Source organism: Kitasatospora sp. NPDC058406 (assembly GCF_042722765.1).
GTDB lineage: Bacteria > Actinomycetota > Actinomycetes > Streptomycetales > Streptomycetaceae > Kitasatospora.
Window position 1 is genome coordinate 1 of record NZ_JBHXKE010000149.1, and the last position, 23,079, is coordinate 23,079.

Annotated in this window: 19 protein-coding genes and 1 tRNA gene; 7 read left to right on the forward strand and 13 right to left on the reverse strand. The window is 74.8% G+C overall.

The window, feature by feature from the left end; all coding sequences use genetic code 11:
- Positions 1-123 precede the first annotated feature (123 nt).
- Positions 124-1,119, reverse strand: a complete 996-nt coding sequence (locus ACFWOG_RS26130) for a hypothetical protein (protein ID WP_380361193.1) — start codon at positions 1,117-1,119, stop codon at positions 124-126.
- A 43-nt stretch (positions 1,120-1,162) separates the two neighbouring features.
- Here ACFWOG_RS26130 and ACFWOG_RS26135 point away from each other — a divergent pair, with 43 nt between their 5' ends.
- The 3 genes from ACFWOG_RS26135 (at position 1,163) to ACFWOG_RS26145 (ending at position 3,547) form a co-directional block, all read left to right on the forward strand.
- Positions 1,163-1,738 (forward strand): GNAT family N-acetyltransferase, encoded by a 576-nt coding sequence (locus tag ACFWOG_RS26135; protein WP_380361194.1) that lies wholly within the window; start codon positions 1,163-1,165, stop codon positions 1,736-1,738.
- A 143-nt stretch (positions 1,739-1,881) separates the two neighbouring features.
- A complete protein-coding gene (locus tag ACFWOG_RS26140; RefSeq protein WP_329947891.1) occupies positions 1,882-2,613 on the forward strand; it encodes a sensor domain-containing protein in 732 nt (243 codons plus the stop codon).
- Positions 2,614-2,755: 142 nt separating this feature from the next.
- The gene (locus tag ACFWOG_RS26145; protein WP_329947892.1) at positions 2,756-3,547 is read left to right on the forward strand and encodes a class I SAM-dependent methyltransferase; all 792 of its coding nucleotides are present in this window, start codon (positions 2,756-2,758) and stop codon (positions 3,545-3,547) included.
- Positions 3,548-3,612: 65 nt separating this feature from the next.
- On the opposite strand, the gene ACFWOG_RS26150 is transcribed toward ACFWOG_RS26145, so the two are convergent.
- The 4 genes from ACFWOG_RS26150 to ACFWOG_RS26165 form a co-directional block, all read right to left on the reverse strand.
- The gene (locus tag ACFWOG_RS26150) at positions 3,613-4,752 is read right to left on the reverse strand and encodes a hypothetical protein (protein ID WP_329947893.1); all 1,140 of its coding nucleotides are present in this window, start codon (positions 4,750-4,752) and stop codon (positions 3,613-3,615) included.
- A 353-nt stretch (positions 4,753-5,105) separates the two neighbouring features.
- On the reverse strand, positions 5,106-5,954 hold the full coding sequence (locus ACFWOG_RS26155) for a helix-turn-helix transcriptional regulator (protein ID WP_355403798.1): 849 nt from the start codon (positions 5,952-5,954) through the stop codon (positions 5,106-5,108).
- A gap of 13 nt (positions 5,955-5,967) precedes the next feature.
- On the reverse strand, positions 5,968-6,483 hold the full coding sequence (locus tag ACFWOG_RS26160) for a DUF6879 family protein (RefSeq protein WP_355403800.1): 516 nt from the start codon (positions 6,481-6,483) through the stop codon (positions 5,968-5,970).
- Positions 6,455-6,709, reverse strand: coding sequence for a hypothetical protein (locus ACFWOG_RS26165; RefSeq protein ID WP_355403802.1), 255 nt, complete (start codon positions 6,707-6,709; stop codon positions 6,455-6,457). The genes ACFWOG_RS26160 and ACFWOG_RS26165 overlap by 29 nt, the downstream gene beginning before the upstream one ends.
- Positions 6,710-7,553: 844 nt before the next feature.
- On the opposite strand from ACFWOG_RS26165, the gene ACFWOG_RS26170 reads away from it, so the two are divergent.
- Positions 7,554-8,111, forward strand: coding sequence for a hypothetical protein (locus ACFWOG_RS26170; protein WP_355403804.1), 558 nt, complete (start codon positions 7,554-7,556; stop codon positions 8,109-8,111).
- 308 nt (positions 8,112-8,419) lie between these two features.
- On the opposite strand, the gene ACFWOG_RS26175 is transcribed toward ACFWOG_RS26170, so the two are convergent.
- The 7 genes from ACFWOG_RS26175 to ACFWOG_RS26205 form a co-directional block, all read right to left on the reverse strand.
- Positions 8,420-9,181 carry a hypothetical protein gene (locus ACFWOG_RS26175; RefSeq protein WP_329878526.1) on the reverse strand — a complete coding sequence of 254 codons (762 nt, stop codon included), beginning with the start codon at positions 9,179-9,181 and terminating at the stop codon, positions 8,420-8,422.
- Between the two features lie 196 nt (positions 9,182-9,377).
- Positions 9,378-9,451: transfer RNA gene (locus tag ACFWOG_RS26180), tRNA-Met, on the reverse strand.
- Between the two features lie 13 nt (positions 9,452-9,464).
- Positions 9,465-11,018 carry a PrsW family intramembrane metalloprotease gene (locus tag ACFWOG_RS26185; protein ID WP_380361195.1) on the reverse strand — a complete coding sequence of 518 codons (1,554 nt, stop codon included), beginning with the start codon at positions 11,016-11,018 and terminating at the stop codon, positions 9,465-9,467.
- Positions 11,019-11,144: 126 nt separating this feature from the next.
- Positions 11,145-11,975 (reverse strand): tRNA (guanosine(46)-N7)-methyltransferase TrmB, encoded by an 831-nt coding sequence (gene trmB, locus ACFWOG_RS26190; RefSeq protein ID WP_329947900.1) that lies wholly within the window; start codon positions 11,973-11,975, stop codon positions 11,145-11,147.
- Positions 11,976-12,057: 82 nt separating this feature from the next.
- The gene (gene lhgO, locus ACFWOG_RS26195) at positions 12,058-13,293 is read right to left on the reverse strand and encodes an L-2-hydroxyglutarate oxidase (protein WP_380361196.1); all 1,236 of its coding nucleotides are present in this window, start codon (positions 13,291-13,293) and stop codon (positions 12,058-12,060) included.
- An 84-nt stretch (positions 13,294-13,377) separates the two neighbouring features.
- Positions 13,378-14,964, reverse strand: a complete 1,587-nt coding sequence (locus ACFWOG_RS26200; protein WP_380361197.1) for a TROVE domain-containing protein — start codon at positions 14,962-14,964, stop codon at positions 13,378-13,380.
- 653 nt (positions 14,965-15,617) lie between these two features.
- Entirely contained in the window at positions 15,618-17,048 is a 1,431-nt protein-coding gene (locus ACFWOG_RS26205; RefSeq protein WP_329878516.1) for an MFS transporter, read from the reverse strand.
- 832 nt (positions 17,049-17,880) lie between these two features.
- Here ACFWOG_RS26205 and ACFWOG_RS26210 point away from each other — a divergent pair.
- The 3 genes from ACFWOG_RS26210 (at position 17,881) to ACFWOG_RS26220 (ending at position 21,889) form a co-directional block, all read left to right on the forward strand.
- Positions 17,881-20,214, forward strand: a complete 2,334-nt coding sequence (locus ACFWOG_RS26210; protein WP_380361198.1) for an asparagine synthase-related protein — start codon at positions 17,881-17,883, stop codon at positions 20,212-20,214.
- A 352-nt stretch (positions 20,215-20,566) separates the two neighbouring features.
- The gene (locus ACFWOG_RS26215; protein WP_329878512.1) at positions 20,567-21,088 is read left to right on the forward strand and encodes a universal stress protein; all 522 of its coding nucleotides are present in this window, start codon (positions 20,567-20,569) and stop codon (positions 21,086-21,088) included.
- A gap of 96 nt (positions 21,089-21,184) precedes the next feature.
- The gene (locus ACFWOG_RS26220) at positions 21,185-21,889 is read left to right on the forward strand and encodes a DsbA family oxidoreductase (RefSeq protein WP_329878510.1); all 705 of its coding nucleotides are present in this window, start codon (positions 21,185-21,187) and stop codon (positions 21,887-21,889) included.
- A gap of 124 nt (positions 21,890-22,013) precedes the next feature.
- On the opposite strand, the gene ACFWOG_RS26225 is transcribed toward ACFWOG_RS26220, so the two are convergent.
- Positions 22,014-23,079 (reverse strand): NPCBM/NEW2 domain-containing protein (locus ACFWOG_RS26225; protein WP_380361199.1); only part of this gene is annotated, 1,066 nt, incomplete at its 5' end.

Genomic DNA, 23,079 nt, shown 5'->3' on the forward strand with positions numbered 1-23,079 from the left:
GGGTGACCCCGCCGGGGGGCATCAACCCCTACCCCGGCCGCCCCGTGGCCGGGGCCACCGTGACCAGCCGGCCGCCCCGCGGGGCGGTCCTTCGAGGACCGCGCCGGGGCTCCCGCGCGTCCGTCACGCCCCGGGCCGCTCCCCGGACTCTTCCCCGTGCGGCTCGCCCGACGGGTCGTCCCACCGGTCGCCCGACGGGTCGTCCGACGGGTGGTCCCACCGGAGGTCCGACGGGTCGTCCGGCGTCTCCTCCGGGAGCGCCGCCAGGTAGGCGTCGATCTCCGCCTGCCCGGGCTCCGCCGCCAGCTCCGGGAACTCGTCCACCAGCAGCCACGGCAGCCCCGGCACCGTCCACTCGCCGGAGAGCTCCAGCGCCGCCCCGACCGCCGCCTCCTCGAACGCCCCGAAGTCCCCGGCCAGCTCGGACGGCATCGGCCGGCCCAACGCGGTCAGCTCCGCCAGGTTCCGGTAACTGCGCTGCATCAGCCCCTGCTCCAGCAGCCGCCGCGCACCGTCCGACGCCATCCCGACCGCCAGCTCCCTGGTCCCGCCGCCCCAGCCCCCGTCGTCCACCGGGTCCAGTGTGCCGTCCTCCTCCAGCGCCGCGAACGCCGCCAGCCGCTCCTCCTCGGCCAGCCCTCCGAAGGCCTCCAGCCAGGACCGGACCGCGTCCCCGTCGGCGGTGTCCACCCCGTCGGCACGCAGCAGCAGGGTGTACAGCCGCGGCCAGGTCACCAGGTCGGCCCGGCGCAGCAGCCCGGTCGCCAGCTCGCCCTGCCACTCGGCCTCCGCGTGCAGCCGCTCCTGCCGCTTGGCGTTCAGCCGCCGCGCCGCCCGCTGGTGGTCGATCAGCAGCCGCACCGCCGCGCCGTACGCCAGCGGGTCCTCCCCCGGCGCGGGCTGGACGTACAGGTGCAGGCGTTCGTACAGCAGGTGCTCGACCGCGCCCGAGGTCAGTTCGGGCCAGCCGTCGTGCATCCTGCCCCCGCCCAGTTCCAGCAGCGCCAGCACTGCCCGGAGCGGGCCTTCCGGCACCGGCGCGCGGCCCTCCGTCTCCGCCCAGGCGAGCAGTTCGGCGGCCTTGGTGCGCGGGGCGAGCCGCAGGTCTTCGTCTTCCATAACCACGAACCGTAACCGCTGGTCGGGGGTAGGGTCGGCAGGCATGGTGCCCGTCCGACTCACCGGCCCCCGGCTGGCCATCCGCGAGTTCCACCACACCCCCGAGGACGTCGAGGCGCTGTACGCGGTCTTCGGTGACCCGGAGGCCACCCGGTACCTCCCGTTCGAGGCGCGCGACCGGGAGGACTGCGCCGACCAGATCGAGCAGTACCTGGAGGAGGCCCAGCAGGAGGAACGGACGGTCTACCGGCTCGCCGTCACCCGGCTCGCGGATGCCGAGGACCCGGCCGACGCCGTCCCGATCGGCAACGCCGCGCTCGGGCTCGGTGACCGCCGGTCCGCGTCGCTGGGCTACGCGCTGCGCCGCGACGTCTGGGGCCGCGGCTACGCGGGCGAGATCACCGAGCTGCTCTGCGGCCTGGCCTTCGGTGCGCTCGGCGTGCACCGGCTGGAGGCCCGGGTGGACGTCGACAACGCGGCGTCGGTCCGGGTCCTGGCCAGGGCCGGGTTCCGGCCGGAGGGCCGGATCCGGCACGACGTCCGCCTGCGCGGCCGCCGGCACGACTCCTACCGGTACGCCCTGCTCGCCGAGGAGTGGCCCGGTCCTGCGGGGCGGTGACGGGGGGACGCCGGGGGAGGGGGGATAACCCCACCTCCGGTTCGCCGGGGAGCCGGATGTCCGCCGCGACGGCGTTTCGGCAGGCTTGAGGAGTCAGCAGGACACGCCGCACGAAGACCGACCCGAGGGACCGAGACCCCGCCATGAGCACCCACAGCATGCAGCGCAGCGAGTACGACGCGTACGACGCGTACGACCGCCACGACGGCGTCGTCCGTCGTACCGAGGAGCCGCCGTACGCCTGGCGGGCCCCGTTCACCTCCTACTTCTACCGCGAGCTCGGCTACACGCTGACCGGCCTGCCGGTGGTGACGGCCGGCTTCACCCTCGCCGTCACGCTGTTCTGCCTGGGCCTCGGCACCTTCGTCACCGTCCTCGGCCTGCCGGTGCTGGCCGCCCTGACCACGGCCGCCCGCGGTTTCGGCCGGCTGGAGCGGTCCCGGGTGCGCACCATGCTCGCCCTGGACGTGCCCGGCCCGGAGCCGGTCGTGGCCACCCGGCCCGGCGTCTGGGGCGGGGTCACCGCCCGCCTCGCCGACGCGGCCGGCTGGAAGGCCGTGCTCTACCAGGTGGTGATGTTCCCGTGGGCGATCCTCAGCCTCGTGATGTCGACGGTCTTCCTGACCGTGGGCTGGTCGCTCGCGCTCTACCCCGTCTACCACTGGGTCTTCCCGACCTACACCGACTGGCCCGGCTACAAGCTGTTCGACTTCTACGACAGCGACGGTGTCGAGCACGTCTTCTACGTCGAGTCGACGCCGCAGATCGCCGGCGTCTGCCTGATCGGCCTGCTCTTCGTCTTCGTCACCCCGCAGCTGGTGCGCGGCCTGACCAACGTCAACCGGCTCGCCGCCCGGGGCCTGCTCGGCCGCTGACCGCCCGCCTCGCCCGCGCTTCCCGCTCCGCCCGCGCTTCCCGCTCCTCCTGACCCCCGGCCACTCTCGGTGACCTTCCGGCCCCGCCCGCCCCGGACCACTCCGGATGCGGGCGGGGCCGGCCCGTGTTCGGATGGCCACGATGGCCTCCCGAACCGCGATCCGCACCGCCGCCGCCCGGCCCGCCGGCCCCTTCGCCACAGCGTCCGCGGCCCCGCACGCGGCGTCCGGAACCCTGGTGACCTCCCGTCCGCTCGACGAGTACTGCGGACTCTTCGGCCTCAGCCGGGCCCGGCTCGCCGCCCTTCCCGGGCCCCTGCTGGACTGCCCCGGCGGCGCCGCCGGACTGGTCGCCGAGGCCCGCGCGCTCGGCTGCCGGGCCATCGCCACCGACCCCGTGTACGCCCGGCCGACCGCCGAGATCGCCGCCCTGGCGCTGGCCGCGCGGTCCGTGATGGCCGCCACGATGGCCGCCCGCCCCGAGCTCTACCCGGCGCCCCGGCACTGCCCGCCCGACCGCTACCTGCGCAGCTGGGACCGCGCCCGCCGACTGTTCGCCGCCGACCGCGCCGCCCACCCCGAGCAGTACGTGGCGGCCGCGCTGCCCCGGCTGCCCTTCGCGGACGGCACCTTCGCGCTCACCCTCAGCGGCTTCCTGCTCTTCGCCTACCCGGAGCTGTTCGGGGCGGACCGGCAGCTGGCCGCGCTGGCCGAACTGGTCCGGGTCACCGCCCCCGGCGGCGAGGTCCACGTCCACCCGCTGTACGACGGCGAGGGGCGGCGCAGCGCCCGTCTCGACACCGTCCGGTTCGCCCTCGGCGAGCTCCGGATCGCCAGCGAGGTCCGCATCGTCCCCCCGGTCGGCGGCGGCCGGCGCCGGCGCGTCCTGGTGCTCCGGAGAGTCGGCCGCCCGCCCCGGGGCGGCCCGGGGTAGCGGCGTCCTCCCGGGCCCGTCCGGTCCTGGGGCCAGGCCCCGGCACCCGGCACCCGGCACCCGGCCTACGGTGTGCCGGTCTGCTGCGCCGCGGCCGGCTGCGCTCCCGCTGCCGTGGCCCCGGCCCCCACCGGTCCGGCCTGCTGCGGGAGGAAGACCGGCGTGTCCAGGCGGGACAGTATCTTCTCCGCCAGCCAGCTCCGGTCGGAGCCGTAGGGGATCCCGTCCGGGGCCATCAGCCGGCCCGCCACCGCTTCGTGCAGCCGCCGGGCCTCGCCGTCCGGCAGTCGGGAGAGCAGCCCGCGGGCCGCCAGCAGCGCGTGGTACTGCTCGAAGCCGGAACGCGGACGCTCGATCGCCTCCAGCACGCTCGTCAGGTCGGCCAGCGCCGGATCGCCCTGCATCAGGGCGAGGGCCTGGATCCGCCGGCCCTCCGAGCCGTCCGCGAACAGCTGCCGCACCTGGTCCGCCGTCAGCGCCGAGCGCCGCGCCGTCGACCGGACCTCGGCCACCACGCTCTCCGGGCCGGCCGCGGGACCGGGGGGCAGCACCGAGCCGGGCAGGTCGCCCGGCCGCTCCGTACTGGTGCCCACCAGACCCAGGTGCTGCATCGCCCGCATCCGCAGGTCCTCCGCACCGACCTTGTCGCCCTTGCGGTCCCGGTCCTGGCCGGCGAGGAAGAGGTCCAGTGCCTGATCCGCGTCGGAGAGCACCTGCGGCAGCGCCAGCCGGGTCAGCAGCCACCCGGCCAGGAAGCCGAGCAGCAGGAAGTAGAGGACCAGCGCCGCCGAGAACGGCACCGCGTCCGCGTCACCGCCCAGGACGGGCGCGAGGGCCGTCCCGAGCTGGTGCAACCGCTCGCCGAGCGAGCCGAGCTGGGTCAGTCCGACACCGAGCAGCACCTTGGTCAGCCAGTCGGAGACCTGCTCCAGATTGGTGTTCGGCGCGTACGAGCCGTGCGGCTCGGAGCCGCCCGTGGCGGTGCGCACCCGGGGCACCCCGAACAGGAAGCCCAGCGCGCCGCCGACCATGACCGCCGCGCAGGCCACCACCAGTCCGCCGCCCAGCGCCTGCCACGGTCGTGCGCGCCCCAGGGAGAACAGCAGCAGCCCGAGCGCCCCCGTGCCCAGCAGTGCCCCGGCCGCCGTCCGCTGCGCCGTCCGCATGGCCGCCGCACCGCCGGTCCGCCGTGTCGTCCCCGCCATCGCCCACCCCCCGTGCCCGTGCCGCTCCGCTCCGGAGTGCGCGCCGACTCTAGCGGGGATGCCCTCGGAGCATCCCGGGAAACGCCCGCAGCCGCGCCCGGCGCTCCTCGGGCCCGGGGCGGTGCCCGGAGAGGGGACACGGCCCGGTCCCGGACATGCAGACGGCCCGCGGGCTGCTCCTCGGTGCCGGACCCCGCGAGAGGTCCGGCACCGAGGCACCGGGGATGTTCCGGTGAGCCCGCGGGCCGGGTGACTGCTATGGATTTCGCCTGCCGGAGGCCAGGGGCCTCACCCTGCGCAGGCAGGGCCGCTCCAGCGAGCAGCCACCTCACACATCCTGATGGAACTCAAGCTCAATCCAGATCCGCCAAAGCACCCGCCACGAGTGAGCGCGCTGCTGCGCCCCGGACTGCGCCCTGTGCGAGCCGTTCAAATGCTCGGGTGTACAGATCCACCTGGCTGGGTTGCGTGAGTGTGGAGGCAGCATCCAGCGTGTCGGCGTGGACCCTGGTGGCATCGAAGATCGTGAAGGTCGGCATGGGCCAGACGGTCCGCTGTGCCGCGAACGGGATGATGCCCAGAGCGACGTTCGGAAGATCCATGACTCCGAGCAGGTGGCCGAGCTGTGCCGCCATGGTCTCGGCACTGCACACGCGGTACCGCAAAACTGACTCCTCCAGCACGAACGAGAACCGACGTGCGCCGTTGCTCAACACCGCGTTACGCCTCATACGGGCCACCACGGCGTCACTCACGTCGTCGGGGGTTCCCCGGAAGTCGGCGATGGACGACAGCAGAGCGGCGGCATACCTGGGAGTCTGGAGGAACCCGGGGATGACGTCGGAGACGTAGGCCCGGAACTGCCTGGTCTGTTGGTACAGGTCGCCCGTGGACTCTTGCAGGCGGCGGAGCCCACTCCGCTGGAGCCGTCTCCACTGCACATGAGCATCGGCGGACTGCCTGTTGGCGGCGATCAGGTCAGGGGCTTGATCGCCGGCCCCGCAGGCGTCGCACCAGGCCCTTATGTCTGCGTCAGAGGGACGTGTCCTGGCGTTCTCGATCCGGGATGACTTCGATTCTGACCAGCCGCACCTGACGGCCAGCTCCCGCCCGCTGATCCCGGCATCCTTCCGAATCTCGCTCAGCCGACCGGCAAGGGCTTCGCGAGCCTTCTGAACGTTCGAAGAGGGGTGCGCGGGCATGGAGCCGGCCTCGTCAGACTTCGTACAGATGGTGCGGGATCGCGCGCTCCCAGACTGCTTCGAAGGCAGCGGTGCACAGCTTTACGGTCTCCGGGTCTGCCGTGATCTCATCTTCGACCACCGCGCCGTCGCCGGAGAAGTGGTGCACGCGGAGTAGCGCACCGTCGAACAGCCAGAAGTCATTCGCCGGTAGGGGGATACCCGCGGCCTGCCGCCGTGGCAGCCAACGGACCTCCTCACCTGCCGTGACGTTTGCGTGGGTGACGTAGTGCTCCCACCGGATGTACTCGGACACGGGCTCTGAGACGATCCGAGCGCGACGGATCGCCACACCCCGAGCCACCGCATCCGCGATCAACTGATCATAGGAATGCCACCAGGACTCGCGGTCCTCCCAGTTGATCCGCTCGCCGTGCTGCCATCCCTCGAATCGCTCCGTCGAAGCGTAGGAGTCCCGCAGCTCCAGATGAACCGCGGACCGCTCGCACTGCCCAAGCAGCTCAGCGAAGTCGGGCACGCTCAATGGCATCACACGCCTCCCTGATCACCGGCACCATCCGGGCCGGAATCCTGCTGATGGTTTCACTGTCGGGCACCGGCCCGTTCGCGGGGCTGCTTCCCTCACAGTCCGCCTGAGTCTCAGGGCTCGGCTTCCATCCCTGGAACAGGATCTCTTGAGCCTCCAGGTCCACCCACACGGTGGGGCAGTGGTCCCGGTCGGTGTCGGGGTCGATGCCCACGAACTCTACGGCCATGGTCGGCTCCCTGGTCTAGGTGCTTGCTCGGGCTTGCACAAGCCTCGCCGAGCAGCAGGCAGAGCGTCAATACAGCTACGTGACAACGCGATTGGCGTGCAAGCTCCTGCAAGTTCGTAGAGCCCGCCCTGTCGCCGTCCGTAGCGTCGTCTGCGTCGGTAAGTCAGGCGGCGGAGGGAACATCCGTGTCGAATGCGGAGGCTGAACCGGCGAGCGCGCTGGCGGAGCACGGCCCGGTGCCGGCATTGGCGCGCGCCGCCGAAGCCGTCGGTTGGGAAATCCTGCGTGAGTGGCCGCCGTGCACGTGCGGCAAGCCGGAGTGTCCGGACGGAGCGGCAGACGAGTGAAGATCTGCGACGACTGGCGAGACCGGACGCCGTCCACCCCCGCGCAGCGCGCCCAGGATCGGCGGGGCCCCCGTGCCGGGTCGTCGAAAGGGTCGTACGGCCTGGCACGGGCCCCAGGAAGCTCCCGCTCCGATCGGCGTTCCCTGGACAGCGCGCCGACCGGAGCGGGGCCCGCAACACCGAACGACCCGGCCACCATCCGGCGGTCGGTTCCCACAGTGCGAGGAGGCGCCAGTATGCGCGAGGACCCGCCCGAGAGGCCGCCCGGTCCGATGCCGCCGGACGCCATCACCACGGCCGCCGTCAACTTCGAGTAGAGGAGAGCGCAATGCCCGTTGGGATCATCGAGTCCAAGCACAAGGGTGCCGAGAAGCCCCCGCCGAAGCACGCGGGCAAGCCGGCCCCGGAGCAGCCCGCTCCCGACCCGAAGTAGTACCCGTCACGCTGGTGGGTCCCCGTCGTGTACGCGGCGGGGACCCGCCCTCGGAGGAACGACCATGGACCCTGACCGGCTCCACATCTCGTACAACATGAGGCAGTTCGCAGATGAGGCGTGGACCGCCCGCGCCGAGCGGTGGACGGCCAAGTTCTACGTTCCCGACCAGGAGATCGGCGCTGCCAACATCACCCGCGTGGTTCCCGGAGTGGCTTCGAATCCCCGTGCAGCGCTGGAGGCCGACCCCGGGTTACTCGACCGTATCCCGCGTGTGATCTTCACCGAGGACGGCGCCCTCGTACCCGCACTGGCCATGCTGCGTCCCCCGCTGTTGCTCCTGCTGGAGTCGGTCCACGTTACCGACGAGTGGCGAGGCAAGGGGGTGGGCATGGCCTTGGCCGTCACGGCACTGCGACGGTTGGCTGTCCCCGGGACGGTGGCCGTCTGCTACCCGGCTCCGATTCACGATCACGGACCAGGCGAACCGTGCTCCTACGAGTCGGATGACCCCGAGATCCGGCGGCCCGACGAAGAGGCCGTGACCAAGCTCCAGAAGGCATGGGAGCGGCAGGGCTTCGCACATCTCGACCAGGGCGTCCACACCCTGGTTCTTGCCTGAGCTCGCCTGGCAGGGCCGTGCCCCGCCCGGTCCCGTCCCGCTCATCAACTCCGGCCGTGCGGAGTCTGCTCGGATGGACACATGCCGAACCCCCGGGGCCTCGACCTGAGGGTGTCCCGGGGGCTCGACAACTTCTGCGCGTTCCCGTCCGTCGGGCTACGACTAGGCCGTAACCTCGACGGAGGCGCGCCCGAGCGAGTCGAACGCGCACACGTGCGCAGTTGCGTAGTTACTCAACTCAGGATCACCTCCTTTCAGTGTGCCGCCACGATAGGCAGGTCCACCGGAGGAGGGCAACGGATTTATTCTCAGGCGGACTTGAGCTGGTCCTGCAGCTTGGCGAAGTCGATCACGTTGTCGGCCGGCGGGGCCTGGATGGTGAGCGGCTTGTCGTAGTCGGTGAAGTCGATCTGGCCGCCCTCGGTGCCGCTCTTCTTCTCGACCCGCAGCGGGTAGAACTTGCCCTCGGTGGCGACGTGGATCGTCGACTCCTCGCCCTTCCGGTCCTTCACCTTGAGGCTGAAGGCCTTCTGGCCGTTGACGGTGGCGGCCCCGCCCTTGGTGGCCTCGCTCTTGCCGGAGTCGTCCGAGACGATCTTCGCGGTGAAGTCCTTGAGGTTGCAGACCGAGGTGAGGTCCTTCATCTCGGAGTCCTGGAGGCCCGACAGGTAGCGGCCCTTGAACAGCTCGGCGGCCTTCGCCCCCTCCTTGCCCGCGATGGCGGTCCAGAACTCCTTGTCCGGCTTCACGTACGACTGCTTGCCGTCGCTGATGATCTCGAACTTGCCCATGCCCGGCATGCTCATGGTGCCGGTGCACTGGCTCTTGGTGTCGAGGGCCAGGTCGATGGTCATCTTGCCCTCGTCCATGGCGATGTCGCCGGTGATCTTCACGGACGTGGCGGCGGACAGGGCGTCCTTGGTCGCCTGCTCGATCTCCTGGGCGCTGAGCTTCTCGGTGTCCAGCTTCGGGGCCGCCCCGGCCTTGCTCTGGGTGTCCCCGCAGGCGGTGGCACCGGCCGCCAGCAGCAGACAGATCGCGGCGGTGCCGGCAAGGCGCTTCGACAGCATGAGTGCGTTCCTAACTCGGCGCGATGGTCCGCGTCCGAACGAGTGACTTTGCACTTCAGTATGCTTTACGGCTTTTTTAGGGGATCTTGACCGGGGCCGCTGTTACAGGTTCGTGGCAGGACCGTGCCGTCGCCGAGTTCGGAACGGGAACGGCGAAGGCCCGGAGGATGAGTCCTCCGGGCCTTCCGCTACTGAGTAGCGGGGACAGGATTTGAACCTGCGACCTCTGGGTTATGAGCCCAGCGAGCTACCGAGCTGCTCCACCCCGCGTCGGTAAACACAACTATACGGGGGAGCCACCCGAATGGGAAATCGGTTCCCCGGCGGCCCCCGGACCGCCCGCGGGACCACCCCCCGGGCGGACCCCGGAGCCGCCCCGGAACCGGCGGGGGAGCCCGCCCCGGAACACGCCCGCGAGGGGGCCGCCGCGCCGTCCGGACACCGTGCCGCTCCCGCGGTGCGGGGCGTGCCGGGAGGTCCGTGCGCGGGCCCAGGCGGCGAAGCAGACCAGCGCCGCGAAGCACGGCACCATCAGCACCGCGTACACCAGCAGGAACCCGCGGGTGCCCAGGTCGGCGGCCGCGTTCCAGGTGCCGTGCAGCGCCATCGACAGCACCAGCCCGGTCGGCGCCGCCAGCCGGGCCAGCAGGCGCCGCCCGGTGGTGAGCGTGAGGGCCAGGCCCAGTCCGGTCAGCGCGGTGAACAGCGGGTGGGCGAACGGCGAGAGCAGGCCGCGCAGGACGAAGGTCTGTACGGTGCCGTCGAAGTCCCGCAGGCTGGGCGCCTCGCCGAGCCCGATGCTGTCCAGCCGCTGCTGCTGGTCGTCGGTGAAGGCCCGGCCCAGGTAGAGCGCGTTCTCGGTGAAGGCGAAGCCGCAGGCGGTGATCCCGCCCAGGACCACCCCGGCGGCCAGCGTGCGCGGCCGGTACCGGGCCCGTCGGTGGTCGCGGGTCGGCGGGGCGGGGCGCAGGTAGGGCAGCGGGCGCAGGTAGGGGCGGAGCCGGAGCCGTCCACGGGCGTGCGCGAGGGCGGGGCGGCGGTCGTACCCGCGGGGCTGCCGGGGACCGGGCAGCGTGCGCAGCACGGAGGCACAGGGGCGGTCCGAGCCCCGGCCGGTACATCGGAGCCGCGTGCCGAGCGGGAGCAGCAGGACGAGCAGGGCGGCGCCCTTGGCGCTCTCCTCGATCACCGGGGTCACCAGGTCGGCGCCGAGCACCTCGCCGAGGCTGCCCTGGTGGGCGGTCAGGTAGCTGTTGGTCCAGCCGTTGGCGAGGATCGCGAACGTGGTGGCGGCGCAGGCGCCCCAGCCGAGGCAGAAGACGGTGTGCCGCAGGGGGACCCGGGCGGTCTGGTTGAGCCAGGCGAGGCCGCCGAGCACGAACGGCAGCGGGACCAGGGCCAGCCCGAGGCCGACCAGCAGTCCGGTGGTCCCGGTCTGCCGGCGGACCAGATGGAGGATCAGCACCCCGCAGCCGGTCAGGGCCAGGACGGCGGTCGCGGTGACGGAGGAGGTCGCGGCCGAGCGGGCGGCGCGGCCGGCCCGGGCGGCGCGGGCCGCTCGGGGCGGGCGCCCCGGCCGGGACGCCCGCGGGCCGGCCGGGGGATCGGCGGCGGGGTCTGCGGGCGGGTCGGCGGCGGGGTCGGTCCGGGGGGCGGCCGGCGGGCCGAGCACGGCACCGGTCCCGGTCCGGGCCGCGCGGGTCGGCCAGGGCACGAGCCGGTGCACCCGGCGCTCCCGGGGCCCCGGGATGGTCCGGGTGCCGGCGGTGCGCGGAGGCATCTCTCGGTCGTCGGCGGCCCGCACGGTGGTGTGGTGCCCGCCGGACGGGCTGCTCACCCGGCACAGGGTAGGCCACACCGGCGGGCCGCCGGGAGGAGTCGGGACGAATCCCCCGCCCGCGCGCATCCGCCGGCCGCCGTCGCGGAGGCCGGACGACCGCCGGGTCGAACACCCGGCGGGGGATCAGCGGCGGCGGAACAGCAGGTCGTGCACCACGTGGCCCTTGGCGATGCCCGCCCGTTCGAACTTGGTGACCGGGCGCCAGTCGGGCCGCGGCGCGTACCCCGGGACGGAGCCGTCCGGGTGGTCCGCGGGCTCCAGCCAGCCGGTGCCGTCACCCTCGGGGTGCAGGTTCTCCAGCTCCGGCGAGGCGGAGAGCACGTCGAGCATCTGCTCGGCGTACGGCTCCCAGTCGGTGGCGCAGTGCACCAGCGCGCCGGGCGCCAGCCGGGGCAGCACCAGGTCCAGGAAGGACGGCTGGATCAGCCGGCGCTTGTGGTGCTTGGGCTTGGGCCACGGGTCGGCGAAGTAGACCCGCAGGCCCGCCAGCGAGGCGTCGGAGAGCATGTCGCGCAGCAGGATCACGGCGTCGCCGGCGGCGGCCCGGACGTTCCGGCTGCCGTCGCGCTCCAGCATCCCGAGCAGGTTGCCGTGGCCGGGGGTGTGCACGTCGGCGGCCAGGATGCCCGTCGCCGGGTCGGCGGCGGCCATCGCGGCGGTCGTCTCGCCCATGCCGAAGCCGATCTCCAGCGTGACCGGCAGGCCGTCGAACAGCGCGGCCAGGTCGAGCGGGGTGCCGTCGATCGCTATGCCGTACCGCTCCCAGCCCCGGTCCAGCGCGCCCGCCTGGGCGTTGGTCATCCGGCCCCGGCGCGGCTGGAAGCTGCGGATGCGCCGCTCGCTGTGCTGGGCCTCGGTGGCCTTGTGCGGGTACATCGGCGCCGGGTACGCGGCGGGCGCGGCGGAGAGCCGGGCGGAGGGCGATGGCTGGGGGATCGGGGCGGTGGCAGTCACAATCAACCGAGTCTACGGGGCCGCCCGGCACGGCCCGCAGGCCCTGTGACGGTCCCCACGTCCGGCCGGGCGGGGGCGGGGGTCACCCGCCGGCGTCCAGCGCCGCCAGCGCCCGGCGGGCCACCTCACGGCCGATCGGGAGCGAGGCCGTGGCCGCGGGGGAGGGGGCGTTCAGCACGTGCACCAGACGGCGGGTGGAGCGCGGGTCGTCCGGGTCGAAGCCGGCGAACGCGAAGTCGTCCAGCAGCGAGCCGTCCCGGGCCACCGCCTGGGCCCGGACGCCGGCGGCGGCCCGGACCAGGTCGGCCGCGGTGACGGCGGGCAGCAGCCGCTGCACGGCGGTGGTGAAGGCCCGCTTGGAGAGCGAGCGGCGCAGCTCGCCCACCTCGTAGCGCCAGTGCCGGCGGGCGATCTGCCAGGTGCCGGGGAAGGCGAGCGTGTCGGCGAGGTCGCGCGGGCGGACGGTGCGCCAGTCGTAGCCCTCGCGGGCCAGGGCCGGTACCGCGTTCGGGCCGACGTGCACGTCGCCGTGGATCCCCCGGGTGAGGTGGACGCCGAGGAACGGGAAGGCGGGGTCGGGCACCGGGTAGACCAGGCCCCGGACCAACTCCCTGCGCTCCTTGGTGAGTTCGTAGTACTCGCCGCGGAACGGCACGATCCGCACCCCGGGGTCGTCGCCGGCCAGCCGGGCGATCCGGTCGCTGTGCAGTCCGGCGCAGTTCACCAGCACCTGGCAGCGCAGTTCGCCGGTGGAGGTCTGGACGGTCACGCCGTCCGGCCGGCGGGCGACCGCCCGGAGCTCGGCGCCCGTCCGGATCTCCGCGCCGGCCTCGCGGGCCAGCCGGGCGTAGGCGGCGGCCACGCCGGGGTAGTCGCAGATGCCGGTGGTGCCGATGTGCAGCCCGGCGACGCCGGTGACGTACGGCTCGTGCTCGGCGATGCCCCGGCGGTCCAGCTCGGTCACCGGGATGCCGTTGGCCCGGCCGCGTTCGGCCAGCGCGCGCAGCCGGTCCAGTTCGGCCGGCCCGGTGGCGACGATCAGCTTGCCGGTGACCTCGTACGGCACGCCCTGGGCGCGGCAGAACTCCACCATCTCGGCGGCGCCGGCCACCGCGTACCGGGCCTTGAGCGAGCCCGGCCGGTAGTAGACGCCGCTGTGGATGACCCCGCTGTTGCGCCCGGTCTGGTGCGCGGCGAACCCGGGCTCCTTCTCCAGCACGGTGAGCCTGAGCCCGGGCCGGGCCCCGGCCAGCGCGTACGCCGTGGAGAGCCCGACGATCCCGCCCCCCACCACCAGTACGTCGACGTCGTACGCCACCGCCCGCTCCTCGCCTCGCTCGCCCCGACCGGCCCCCGCCTGCCCGCGATGCTGCCACGGCGGCGGGGGCCGGTCGAGTGGGCGTCAACGGCGCTCGCGCTCCCCCCACGGCCAGTCCGCGTCGCGCCCGGACTCCAGCAGCGGGACGAGCCGGAAGGCCGCGTCGGTCAGCCCGCCGAAGGTGTGCCGGCCGGGCCCGGCGGGTGCGTGGGCGAGGGCGTAGCCGGCCAGGTTCCAGGTGTAGACGGGCACCCGGGCCGGGACGGCCGCCAGCGGGTCGTGGCCGTGGAGGCCCGGCCCGGTCTGCTCGTCGGTGACGATCACCACCCGGTCGTGGTCCCGGTAGTGGGCGCGGACGGCCGCGGCGGTGGCGGTGCCGCCCAGGCTGCCGAAGCGGTCCAGCACGCGCAGCACCGCCTCGCTCCTGCCGACCTCGACGACCCGGCTGGTCGAGCCGAACTCGACCAGGTCGGCGTCGGCGGCCCGGACCTTCAGCGCCGTGCCGAAGATCGCCGCCGAGTCGGCCCGGTTGAGCCCGCTCCGCTCGCTCGGCCGGTCGAACATCGACCCGGACCGGTCGACCAGGATCAGCGTCCGGCCGGGCAGCGCCGGCACGTTGGCGAGCGAGTGGGAGAGCGCGGTCTCCAGCGCGTGCCCCCAGCGCAGCGACGGCGCGTGCCGGTACGCGGCCAGGTAGCGGAACGGGAACTGGCGGGAGCGGCGCACCTCCTCCCGGTCGCCGATCCGCCGTGCGACCTCGGCCGCGACCGCGTCCGAGACCCCGGCCCGGTCGAAGTTGCGCAGGTTGCGCACCAGCGCCATCGGGCCCATGGACGGGATGACGGCCTCCCAGACGGCCGCGTCCAACGGCCCCTGCAGCCAGCCGGCCAGCGCCTCCCAGGTCATCCCGGCCGCGGCCAGCCGCTCCGCTCCGCCCTCGCCGGTCACCACCGCGCGCCGCCGGTCGACGGGGAGCGCCAGCAGGTCGCGGTGGGCGGTGAGCAGCGGGTCGCCGGTGGGCGGGGCGGTCTCGTCGGGCCGGTGCCGGCGGTCCAGCGCGTAGCCGAACAGCGCGCCCTGCCACGGCTTCTCCGGGTGGGGCGCCGGGTGGGTCAGCTCCAGCACGTCGGCGAAGCGGTAGCCCTTCGACGCGGTGTCGTACTTCAGCAGCGCGCGGCCGTCGTAGAGCCGGCGGACGGCGTCCGCGACGCCGCGCTTGACCGGCTTCGGCAGCGCGCGCCCGTAGCGGGACGTCCAGTAGGCGAGCAGTTCTCCGGGCTCGTCGGCACGCCGCAGGACGGCGTCGACCGCCCGGCGGGAGTACCCGGGCTCGCCGGCGTCCAGCCGGGCCCGGGTGAACTCGGCCGCGCCGACCAGCGCGGCCGTCCGCAGCTGGCCCTCGTGCCGGAGCCAGCGGAGCAGGCCGAGGGTCCATTCCGGGTCGCTCACGGCGAGTTCGCGGACCAGCGCGGTGTAGCGGTCGTCGCGCCGGCCGCCGCGCTCGTGGAACGTGTCCTGCCCGACCATGTTCGCGACGGCCAGCAGGAAGAGTTCGGACTTCGCGTCGCGGAGGTGTCCGGTGCCGCCGTTGTGATTGACCGCACGCTGCCCGGTGGTGGTCACGGGCGAGCTCGCGCTCGGCCTGGTCCGGCGGACGTTGAAACGCGACATGGTGGAACCCCCCTGCTGGCTGGTGGAAGTCGTGCGGGAGGCACGGCGGAGGAAGGGGTGCCCGAGATCGTGCCGGCCCGGCGGCCGACGACGGCGGGGGTAAGAGGCTTGTGCTCTACCGGATTGAGCTAGCGGCCGCGCTCGCGCACGGACCGCCCGGGATTCGAACCCGGAACCGCAAGATCCGAAGTAACCCCGGCCTGCGCACCGGGCACCCCGGCGCCGTGCCTCCCGAGATCACAGTGGCGGCGGTGTCGCGGGCTCGAACCGCAGCGCCTTTCGGCGCCTCACCAAGAAGTAACCGCTGCCGTCGCACCGGGAGGTGCGGAAAACCTTTTCACGAATGGGTGTCCAGAGATCGAGGACGGCTGAGGTGACGAAGCTGCTCTACCTGACTGAGCTACACCGGCCGGAAATGCCGGTGGCGGGATTCGAACCCGCGACCCGCCCATACGAAGTGGAAGTAACCTCTGCCTGCGCACCTGGACGAGAAGGACGATATCCGGGGGCCTTCCGGCCGTGCATCCGAATTAACGCCGGCAGTCCGGCAGTCCGGCCGTTCGGTTGCCCGGCCGCCCGGCCGCCCGGTGGGTCCGGGCTGCCGGGTCGTCGGACCGCGTCCGACCGCGTCCGACCGTGTCCGGAGGCGCCGCCTACGCGGGGGCGACGATCACCGAGCGGGCCCGTTCGGCGAGCTCCCGCACCCGGCGCTCGCTCTGGAACGGCTCCAGCCGGCGCAGCATCTCCACCACGTACTCGCGGCTGCGCTGCGAGGAGATCCGCCCGGCCACCTCGACGGCGCGCTCGCCGGCCGCGACCGCCGCGTCCAGGTTTCCCGCCTCGGCCTCGGCCATCGCGGAGACCACCAGGCGCAGGCCGTGCGAGCGGACGAAGCCCTCGGTCGGGCGGGCCAGCGCCTCCCGGGTGAACTGGCGGACCTTGGACGGCACCCCGAGGTCCCGGAAGCACTCGGCGGCGTCGGCGGCGAGCCGGTCGTAGGCGTAGAAGTCGATCCACGCCGGATCGGGATCCCCGGCGCGGGCCCGTTCGAGCGCGCTCTCGGCGGCCCCGAGCGCCGTCGCGCACGCCGCCGCGTTGCGCGCCCTGGCCTGGGCCCGGGCCTCGACCAGGTGGAAGAAGCTCATCGTGCGGGTGGTGGCCAGGCCCCGGTTGCGCTCCAGTGCGGCCTGGGCGAGGTCCACGGCCTCCTCGGCGAAGCCCCGGTAACAGGCCTGCAGGCTCATCGAGGCCAGCACGTAGCCGCCCAGCGGCACGTCGGCGGCGGCCCGGGCCAGGCGCAGGGCCTGGATGTAGTAGCGCTGGGCGGCTTCGTGCTGGCCGGTGTCGAAGGCCATCCATCCGGCCAGCCTGGTGAGTTCGGCCGTCGCGCCGAACAGCGCACGGCCCACCGCGTCGCTGTACGAGGCCAGCAGCAGCGGCGCGGCCTCGACCCGCAGGCACTCCGGGACCATCGACGAACGCCAGTCCCCGCCCCCGTACTTGGAGTCCCAGCGGCGGGCCTCCTGGGCCGCCTCGCGGAGCTTGGCGGCGTCCGAGTGACCGACCCGGTACGAGCCCGCCTCGACGGGGGAGCGCAGGGGGAGCTCGCGGGCCACCGAGCCGTCGGCCGGGGTGATCAGCCAGCGGGAGACGGGGGTCGCGTACGCCGCGACGGAGAAGGTGCCGGCCAGGCTGTCGCTCCAGCGGCCGCCGCCGGGGCCGCGGCGCAGGTCGAGGTCGACCCGCCAGAGGTCGGTGGCGGAACGGACCGCCTCGGACACCTCGCGCGGGAAGGCCAGGCCGAGTTCGGGCGCCGGATCGGTGTCACCGAGGCCGATCTCCTCCAGCGGGACCGGCCGCCCGAGCTTGCCGCCGATCGCGGTGGCGATCAGGTGCGGGACGGGGCCCTGCGGCACCATGCCCTTGCTGACCCAGCGGGCCACCGAGGTCTTGTCGTACCGGAGCGTCAACCCGCGTTGCGCGCCGAGGTCGTTGACCCGGCGAGCCAGCCCGGCGTTGCTGATCTGGGCGAGAGTCAGGAGCGTGCCGAGCCGTTCGTTCGGTCCTCGTGGGCTGACGGTCATGGTGGCGGGGGCACCTCCTGCGGCCTTGTGCGCGGGGCCCGGGCGGCACCGGGCCGTAGCTGCTGTACCTAGAGTAGTCGGACGCGTTCCGAGGGTTAAGAGGCCGCATTCCGGATGGCGGGATCGCGCACCCGGCCGCGTCCGGCGGGCGGGTCGGCGAGTTGGTCCGGACCACCCGGATCCGGCCGTGCCGCGGTGTTCCGACCGCGCGCCGGAGTGCCGTGCTCCGGTCCCGTGTCGATGTGCGCCCGGCCGTGCCCCCTGGCCCGACCGGCTGGTCGGCGATTCGCTGGTGGTCGTGGGTCGGCCCGCCGTCGAGGACCCGGCGGGCCGGGGGAAGCCGCCGTCTACATCCCCGCGGGCGGCGGCGAAGTCCGGGAGGGCATGCGGATGCCCTCCCGGACTGAGCGACGCCTTTCGGCCATTTCGCGATGGCCATGACAAGGCGACGTGAGGGGCGGTCCGGGCCGAGGAGGGGGAGGCCCGGGTCGCCCCACCGGAACGGGTCGCCCAGGCGTTCGACCGCCGGTTCCGACTACCCGCGGTACTCACGCCCCGGATCGCGCCGCACCCCGGATCCCGCGGAGTCGCCCGGAGTTCCCCGGGGCGCCGCGGCTGTCCGGCCCCGGTCCTTCTCCGTTCGCCGCGCTCCCGGTTTCTCCCCGCACCGGAAACGACAACTCCGGTCACCGGACGGCCGAGCGGTGGCACCATGTCTTCTGACGGCGCGCCGGCCCGCGGTGGGCGCCCGCCGCGGCGCACCACGGGATGGAGGGGGACGCCCGGCGGTGGACGCGCCGCGCGGTGCAGGTCCTCGTCCGGTGGAGGCACGATGCGGTGGCTGACGGGCTGGTGCACGGCCGCACCCCGACCGGGCGCCCCGGCGCACGAGCCCCCCGGCGCAGTGAGCCCGATCGCCGCGCGCCTCCTGTGGAGCGGCCCCGACCCGCTCTGGGCGGTCGGCGACTGGCGACCCGAGGAGATCCGCCTGGTCACCCTCCGGCCGGGAGCCCCCGCCACCGTCACCTCCGGCCACGCCGGTCCCGACCGGGTCGAGGACACCCCCGCCACCAGCCGCCTCGCCGTCCTCGGCCACTGCGGCGCCTCCGACGCCGAACTCGCCGCAGGTCTGGCCGCCGCCCGCGGCGGCGCCGTCCGCCACCTCACCGTCTGGCCCGGCAGCTACACCGCCGTCCTGCGCACCGGTGTCCGCTCCACCGTGCTGCTGACCGACCTGGCCGGCGCCCAGCCCGTCTTCCACACCCCCTGGGCCGGCGGCACCGCCTACGCCACCGCCGCCCTCCCGCTCGCCGACCTGGTGGGCGCGCCCCTCGACACCGGCCACCTGGCGGCCCGGCTCGCCTGCCCGGAGTCGCCGGAGGCGCTCGGCACCGGCACCCCGTACCTCGGCGTGCAGCGCGTCCCGCCCGGGCACGCGCTGGCCGTGCGCGGGGGGCGCCCGTACCTCACCTCGTACGACGAACCGGGTGCCGACGGCGCACGGCCGCCCGGCGAGGCGGCGGCCGTCCGCGAACTCACCCGGGCACTGCTGGAGTCGGTCCGCTCCCGGGTCCGGACCAGCCCGGCCGGGACCGCGCCGCCGGCCGTCGGGTCCGGGCGTTCCCGGCTCGGCGTGGACCTCTCGTACGGGACGGCGTCCGCCACCGTCGCGCTGCTCGCCGCCGCGGTCCCGCTCGCCTCGGGCCCGGCCGCCGTGCCCCGCCGGGCCGGTCCGCAGGCCGCCGGGGCCGACCCGGTCGGCAGCGCGGTAGGGGACGCGGCGGGGGACTTCGCGGACTCCGGTGAGCGGGCGGCAGCGACGGGCAGGGCCGGCGGCCGTGCCGCGCCCGGTGCGGTAGTCGGGCTTGCCGGCCGGACCGGGGCGGTCAAGGGCTCCTGGGCCCGCCCGGCCGCCCGGCCGCTGCCCGCCACCGAACAACTCGCCGCCGTCACCTTCGGCGAGACCGCCTTCGACGGGCGCGGTTGCGGCGGGGACGGTTCCGGGGAGGACGACGGCCCGGCCGCCCTGACCCTCGCCCCCGACGTCCCCCGGCTGCGCCACACCGTGCTCGCCCCCGGCCCGGCCACCCTCCCGTACGCCCACCTGCGCTCCGACCCGGCCGCGGGCCGGCTCACCGACGAGCCCGGCCCCGAACTGGTCGCCGCCGCCGGCGCCGAGGCCCGCTTCGACGTCGGCGGCACGGACCACCTCACCGGCTACGGCGCCCGGCAGGTCCTGGACGGGCACCCGGCCCGGCTGGCCGACCTGGTCCGGGCCGGCCGCTCGCGGGAGCTCCTGTCGCCGGTGGTGGCCCTGGCGGGTGCCGACCGGGCCGCCGCGGGCGTGCTCGTCGGCGCGCTGCGCACCCCGCTCGCCGTGGTCCGGGCCGCCCACCGGCTCTCCCGGATCAGGTTCGCCGACGCGCTCGACGACGTCGCGGTGAAGCTGACCCTCCGGCACGTCGCGGACGGCGGCGGCACGGCGGGTGCCCGCTCGGTCGGTGACCTCGCCTGGGTGGTGCCCGGCCCGGCGGCCCGCTGGCTCTCGGACGAGGCCCTCTCGGCCGTCGCCCTCAGGCTCCGCCTGGCGGCGCGCGAACCGGCGCCCGGGGAGCACCCGGGCGCGCACCGGGCCCGCCACGCCCTCCATCGGCACGCGCGCGGGTTCCGCACGCTCGTCCACGCCACGGAGCAACCCGGTCAACGGCTGCACGCGCCCTTCCTGGACAACCAGGTGGTGCGCGCCGCCCGTCTCCTCCCCGCCGACGTCCGGCTCCAGCCCGGCGCGCGGCCCGCCCTGTTGCAGGCCGTCCTCGCCGGCGCCGGCCGCACCGACCTCCCGCCCGGCTGGGGACGGGGCCCCCGGCCCGACCGCACCACCGCCACCCGGGCGGGCCTGCGGCTCGCCGCCGACGGACTGGCCGAACTCTTCGACGCACCCCTGCTCGCCGAGGCCGGCCTGATCGACCTCCGTGCCGTCCGCGCCGACCTCGCCCGCGCCGCCGACCCGGCGACGCCCCTCGCGCCCGCCGCCCTGGCCGGCCTCGCCGACCTGGTGGCCACCGAACTCTGGCTCCGCCGCGTCCGCGCGCGCCGGCACGGCGCCTGCTGGACCGGCCTCCCCCTGCCCGAACACACCGCCCTCACGCCGCCCCGCTTCGCCTGACCCGGCCGCGGTACGGCTGCCCCGCCCCGGGGCCCGGCGCGCCCGCGCAGGGGTCCGTCCGGAGCAGGACGTCGGCCGGTCCGACTTCCTGTGCGCACCGGGCCGCCCGCCCGCGCCCTGCGCGAACCTGGCCTGATCCTGCCGCCCCCGTCCGCCCCCGTCCGCCCCGGTCGGCCCCGCCCCGCCCCGGTCCGGTCGTCCACGACGCGCTGCGCCCCGCTGCGCGCGCCCGCCCCGCACCCCTCCCGCCGCGAGCCGCACCGACGTCCGCCCGGCGCGGCTCGCCCGTGCGGCTGGGCCGTGCGGGCGATCATGGCGGGGCGTTCCGTCCCCTTCCCCTGCGGAGGCCGTGGTGACCAGTGCCAGTCCGGACCCGTCCGTCCCCGTCGTGCTGTCGGTGCTCGGCCGTCCGCCGACGGGCCGTCCGCCGGGGGTGCTGGCGGCGTGCGACGGTTCGGACGGCTCGCTCTGGGCCCTGGACCGGGCGATGACGGAGGCCGAGGTGTTCGGCCTGCCGCTGTACGTGCTCGCGGTCGTCAACCCGGCGCCGGCCGGGTACCCCCCGGGGATGGCCGAACTCGTCCAGGAGAGCGTGGAGACCCTGGTCGAGTCGATGGCGGACGGCCTCCGCCGCTCGGTGGCCGCCGTCCAGGAGGCCCGTTCCCGCCCGTACGAGGGGGAGTTCTCGCTCCACGTGGTGCTGGGGAACGTGATCGAGGTCCTGCTGGCGGCCTCGGCCCGCCAGCACACGGTGGTCGTCGGCACCCGGGGCAACGGCGGGTTCGCCCGGCTGCTGCTGGGCTCGGTCAGCGGCGCTCTGGTCCATCACGCCGCCTGCCCGGTCCTGGTGGTTCCGGCGCCGCCCGAGCACTGAGTCGCGGGCCACCTGCGGGCCTGTCGGGAATGTCCCGAGATGGTTCACCGTTCACCTATCTCGGACCGCATCCCTTCCACCCCTGGAGCCCCCGTCATGAAGGTCGAGATCTACTCCGACATCGCCTGCCCCTGGTGCTACATCGGCAAGCGCCGTTTCGAGCAGGCGCTCGACGGCTTCGCGGGCAAGGAGAACGTCGAGGTGGTCTACCGGCCGTACCAGCTGGTGCCGGACGCCCCGGCCACGGCGAGCCCGCACCGGGAGTGGCTGGCGGAGCGCTACGGCCCGCAGTCCGTCGCGATGGACGCCCGGGTGGCCGAGCTCGGCCGGGCCGAGGGCATCACCTACGACTTCGACGCCGCGCTGCACGCCAACACCTTCCTCGGCCACCGGCTGCTGCACCTCGCCGAGACCGAGTACGGCGCGGCCGTCCAGGGCCGGCTGAAGGAGGCGCTGCTGAAGGCGCACTTCACCGACGGCGTGGACGTCGGCGACCGTGCCGCACTCACCGGTGTCGCCGTCGAGGCGGGCCTGGACCGCGACCGGGTGACCGCCTACCTGGCGGGCGACGAGGGTGTCGCCGAGGTCCGCGCGCAGCTGGCCGAGGCCCGCGAGCTGGGCATCACCGCCGTGCCGACCTTCGTCTTCGAGGGCAAGTGGGCGGTCCAGGGCGGCCAGGAGGCCGAGGCCTTCCGTCAGGTGCTGGAGCAGGTCGCCTCCGAGATCGGCGAGCGCCGGCCCGCGCCGGTGCCGGTCGTCCCGGCCGGCGAGTCCTGCGCGGACGGCTCCTGCGCCGTCTGATCACCCGGCACGCGGCCGGTCCGCGTCCGCCCTCCGGATCGTCCGACGACCGGATCACCGCACAGACGGATCACCGCACGACCGGATCACCGTGGGGACGGATCGACGCCCGTCGGAGCCCGCTTCAGGAACACCTGAAGCGGGCTTCGGCCCAGTCGGCCATGTTCAGCGCCGACCAGACGCCGTTCGCCGGCGTCACCACCAGCCGGATCGACTTCTGACCGGCCAGCGGCACGTGCACCGGCACCGCCGGATCGCCGGCCCGCAGGGCGGGCGAGCTCCACAGGGTGCGGCCGTCACCGCCCTGCACCGAGAAGACCACACCGCCGATCGAGACGGTCAGGTCGTCCATCCCGGCCACCGCGTCGAACGACGTGCAGCTCCGGTTGAGGTCGATCAGCGTGGTGGCGGGGGCGTGCACGGTGATGCCGTGCGCGTGCCGGGCGCCGTCGATGCTGACGGCGTCCCGCTGCCAGAACCAGTCGCTGCCCTTCTGCCGGATGCTCGGCTGCGGCGGCGGCACGCGGTTGTTGCCGGGCTTGACCACCGGAAGGTCGTCGGCCCAGAAGTCCGTCGGCTCGGGCAGCGGCGGCAGGGTCGGCGCGCTGGGCGTCACGGTCGGTGTGGGCTGCGGGGGCCGCGTCGGCGTCGGGATCACCGGCACCTCGGGCGTGGGCACCGGCGGCACGCTCGGTGTCGGGACCACGGGGACCGGAACCGGGGGCGGCGTCGGGGTGGGGGTGGGGGTCGGCGTGGGCTTCGGTGGGGGTGTGGGGGTCGGCGAGGCCGCCGGAGTGCCGGCGGGCGCCTTTCCCGGCGGCGCCTGCGGGGGCACGGCCTTCGGCGTCGGGACGGGCGGCGGGGGCGCGGACGGGCTCGGCGCCGGTTCGACCGGCGCCGGTCGGGGGCTGCTCGGCGCCGGCTCCGGCTCCGGCACGGGGGCCGGCGCAGCCGGCGGTGCGGGCGCGGCGGGCGCGGAGACCGGCGGAGCGGCGACCGGGGGCTTCGGCTCGGGCGAGCCGGTGAGCGCGTAGGCGGCGACGGCGGCTGCGGCCACCGCGACGGCGGCGGCGATCCCGGCCTTGGCCGCGGTGCCCAGACCCTCGCCGACCGCGCCGGCGCCGGCGCCGGCGCCGGCCCCGCCCCCGCCCGAGGCGCCTGCCCCGGCCGCTCCGCCCGCCGCCCCGCCC

What these genes read in the sequence shown, in the direction of transcription:
- ACFWOG_RS26220 (WP_329878510.1), top strand. Translation starts at nt 21,185, where the DNA reads ATGAAGGTCGAGATCTACTCCGACATCGCCTGCCCCTGGTGCTACATC.
- ACFWOG_RS26150 (WP_329947893.1), bottom strand. Translation starts at nt 4,752, where the DNA reads ATGGCGGGGACGACACGGCGGACCGGCGGTGCGGCGGCCATGCGGACG.
- ACFWOG_RS26140 (WP_329947891.1), top strand. Translation starts at nt 1,882, where the DNA reads ATGAGCACCCACAGCATGCAGCGCAGCGAGTACGACGCGTACGACGCG.
- ACFWOG_RS26165 (WP_355403802.1), bottom strand. Translation starts at nt 6,709, where the DNA reads ATGGCCGTAGAGTTCGTGGGCATCGACCCCGACACCGACCGGGACCAC.
- ACFWOG_RS26160 (WP_355403800.1), bottom strand. Translation starts at nt 6,483, where the DNA reads ATGCCATTGAGCGTGCCCGACTTCGCTGAGCTGCTTGGGCAGTGCGAG.
- ACFWOG_RS26175 (WP_329878526.1), bottom strand. Translation starts at nt 9,181, where the DNA reads ATGCTGTCGAAGCGCCTTGCCGGCACCGCCGCGATCTGTCTGCTGCTG.
- ACFWOG_RS26170 (WP_355403804.1), top strand. Translation starts at nt 7,554, where the DNA reads ATGGACCCTGACCGGCTCCACATCTCGTACAACATGAGGCAGTTCGCA.
- ACFWOG_RS26145 (WP_329947892.1), top strand. Translation starts at nt 2,756, where the DNA reads ATGGCCTCCCGAACCGCGATCCGCACCGCCGCCGCCCGGCCCGCCGGC.
- ACFWOG_RS26130 (WP_380361193.1), bottom strand. Translation starts at nt 1,119, where the DNA reads ATGGAAGACGAAGACCTGCGGCTCGCCCCGCGCACCAAGGCCGCCGAA.
- ACFWOG_RS26200 (WP_380361197.1), bottom strand. Translation starts at nt 14,964, where the DNA reads ATGTCGCGTTTCAACGTCCGCCGGACCAGGCCGAGCGCGAGCTCGCCC.
- ACFWOG_RS26135 (WP_380361194.1), top strand. Translation starts at nt 1,163, where the DNA reads ATGGTGCCCGTCCGACTCACCGGCCCCCGGCTGGCCATCCGCGAGTTC.
- ACFWOG_RS26155 (WP_355403798.1), bottom strand. Translation starts at nt 5,954, where the DNA reads ATGCCCGCGCACCCCTCTTCGAACGTTCAGAAGGCTCGCGAAGCCCTT.
- ACFWOG_RS26205 (WP_329878516.1), bottom strand. Translation starts at nt 17,048, where the DNA reads ATGACCGTCAGCCCACGAGGACCGAACGAACGGCTCGGCACGCTCCTG.
- ACFWOG_RS26210 (WP_380361198.1), top strand. Translation starts at nt 17,881, where the DNA reads ATGCGGTGGCTGACGGGCTGGTGCACGGCCGCACCCCGACCGGGCGCC.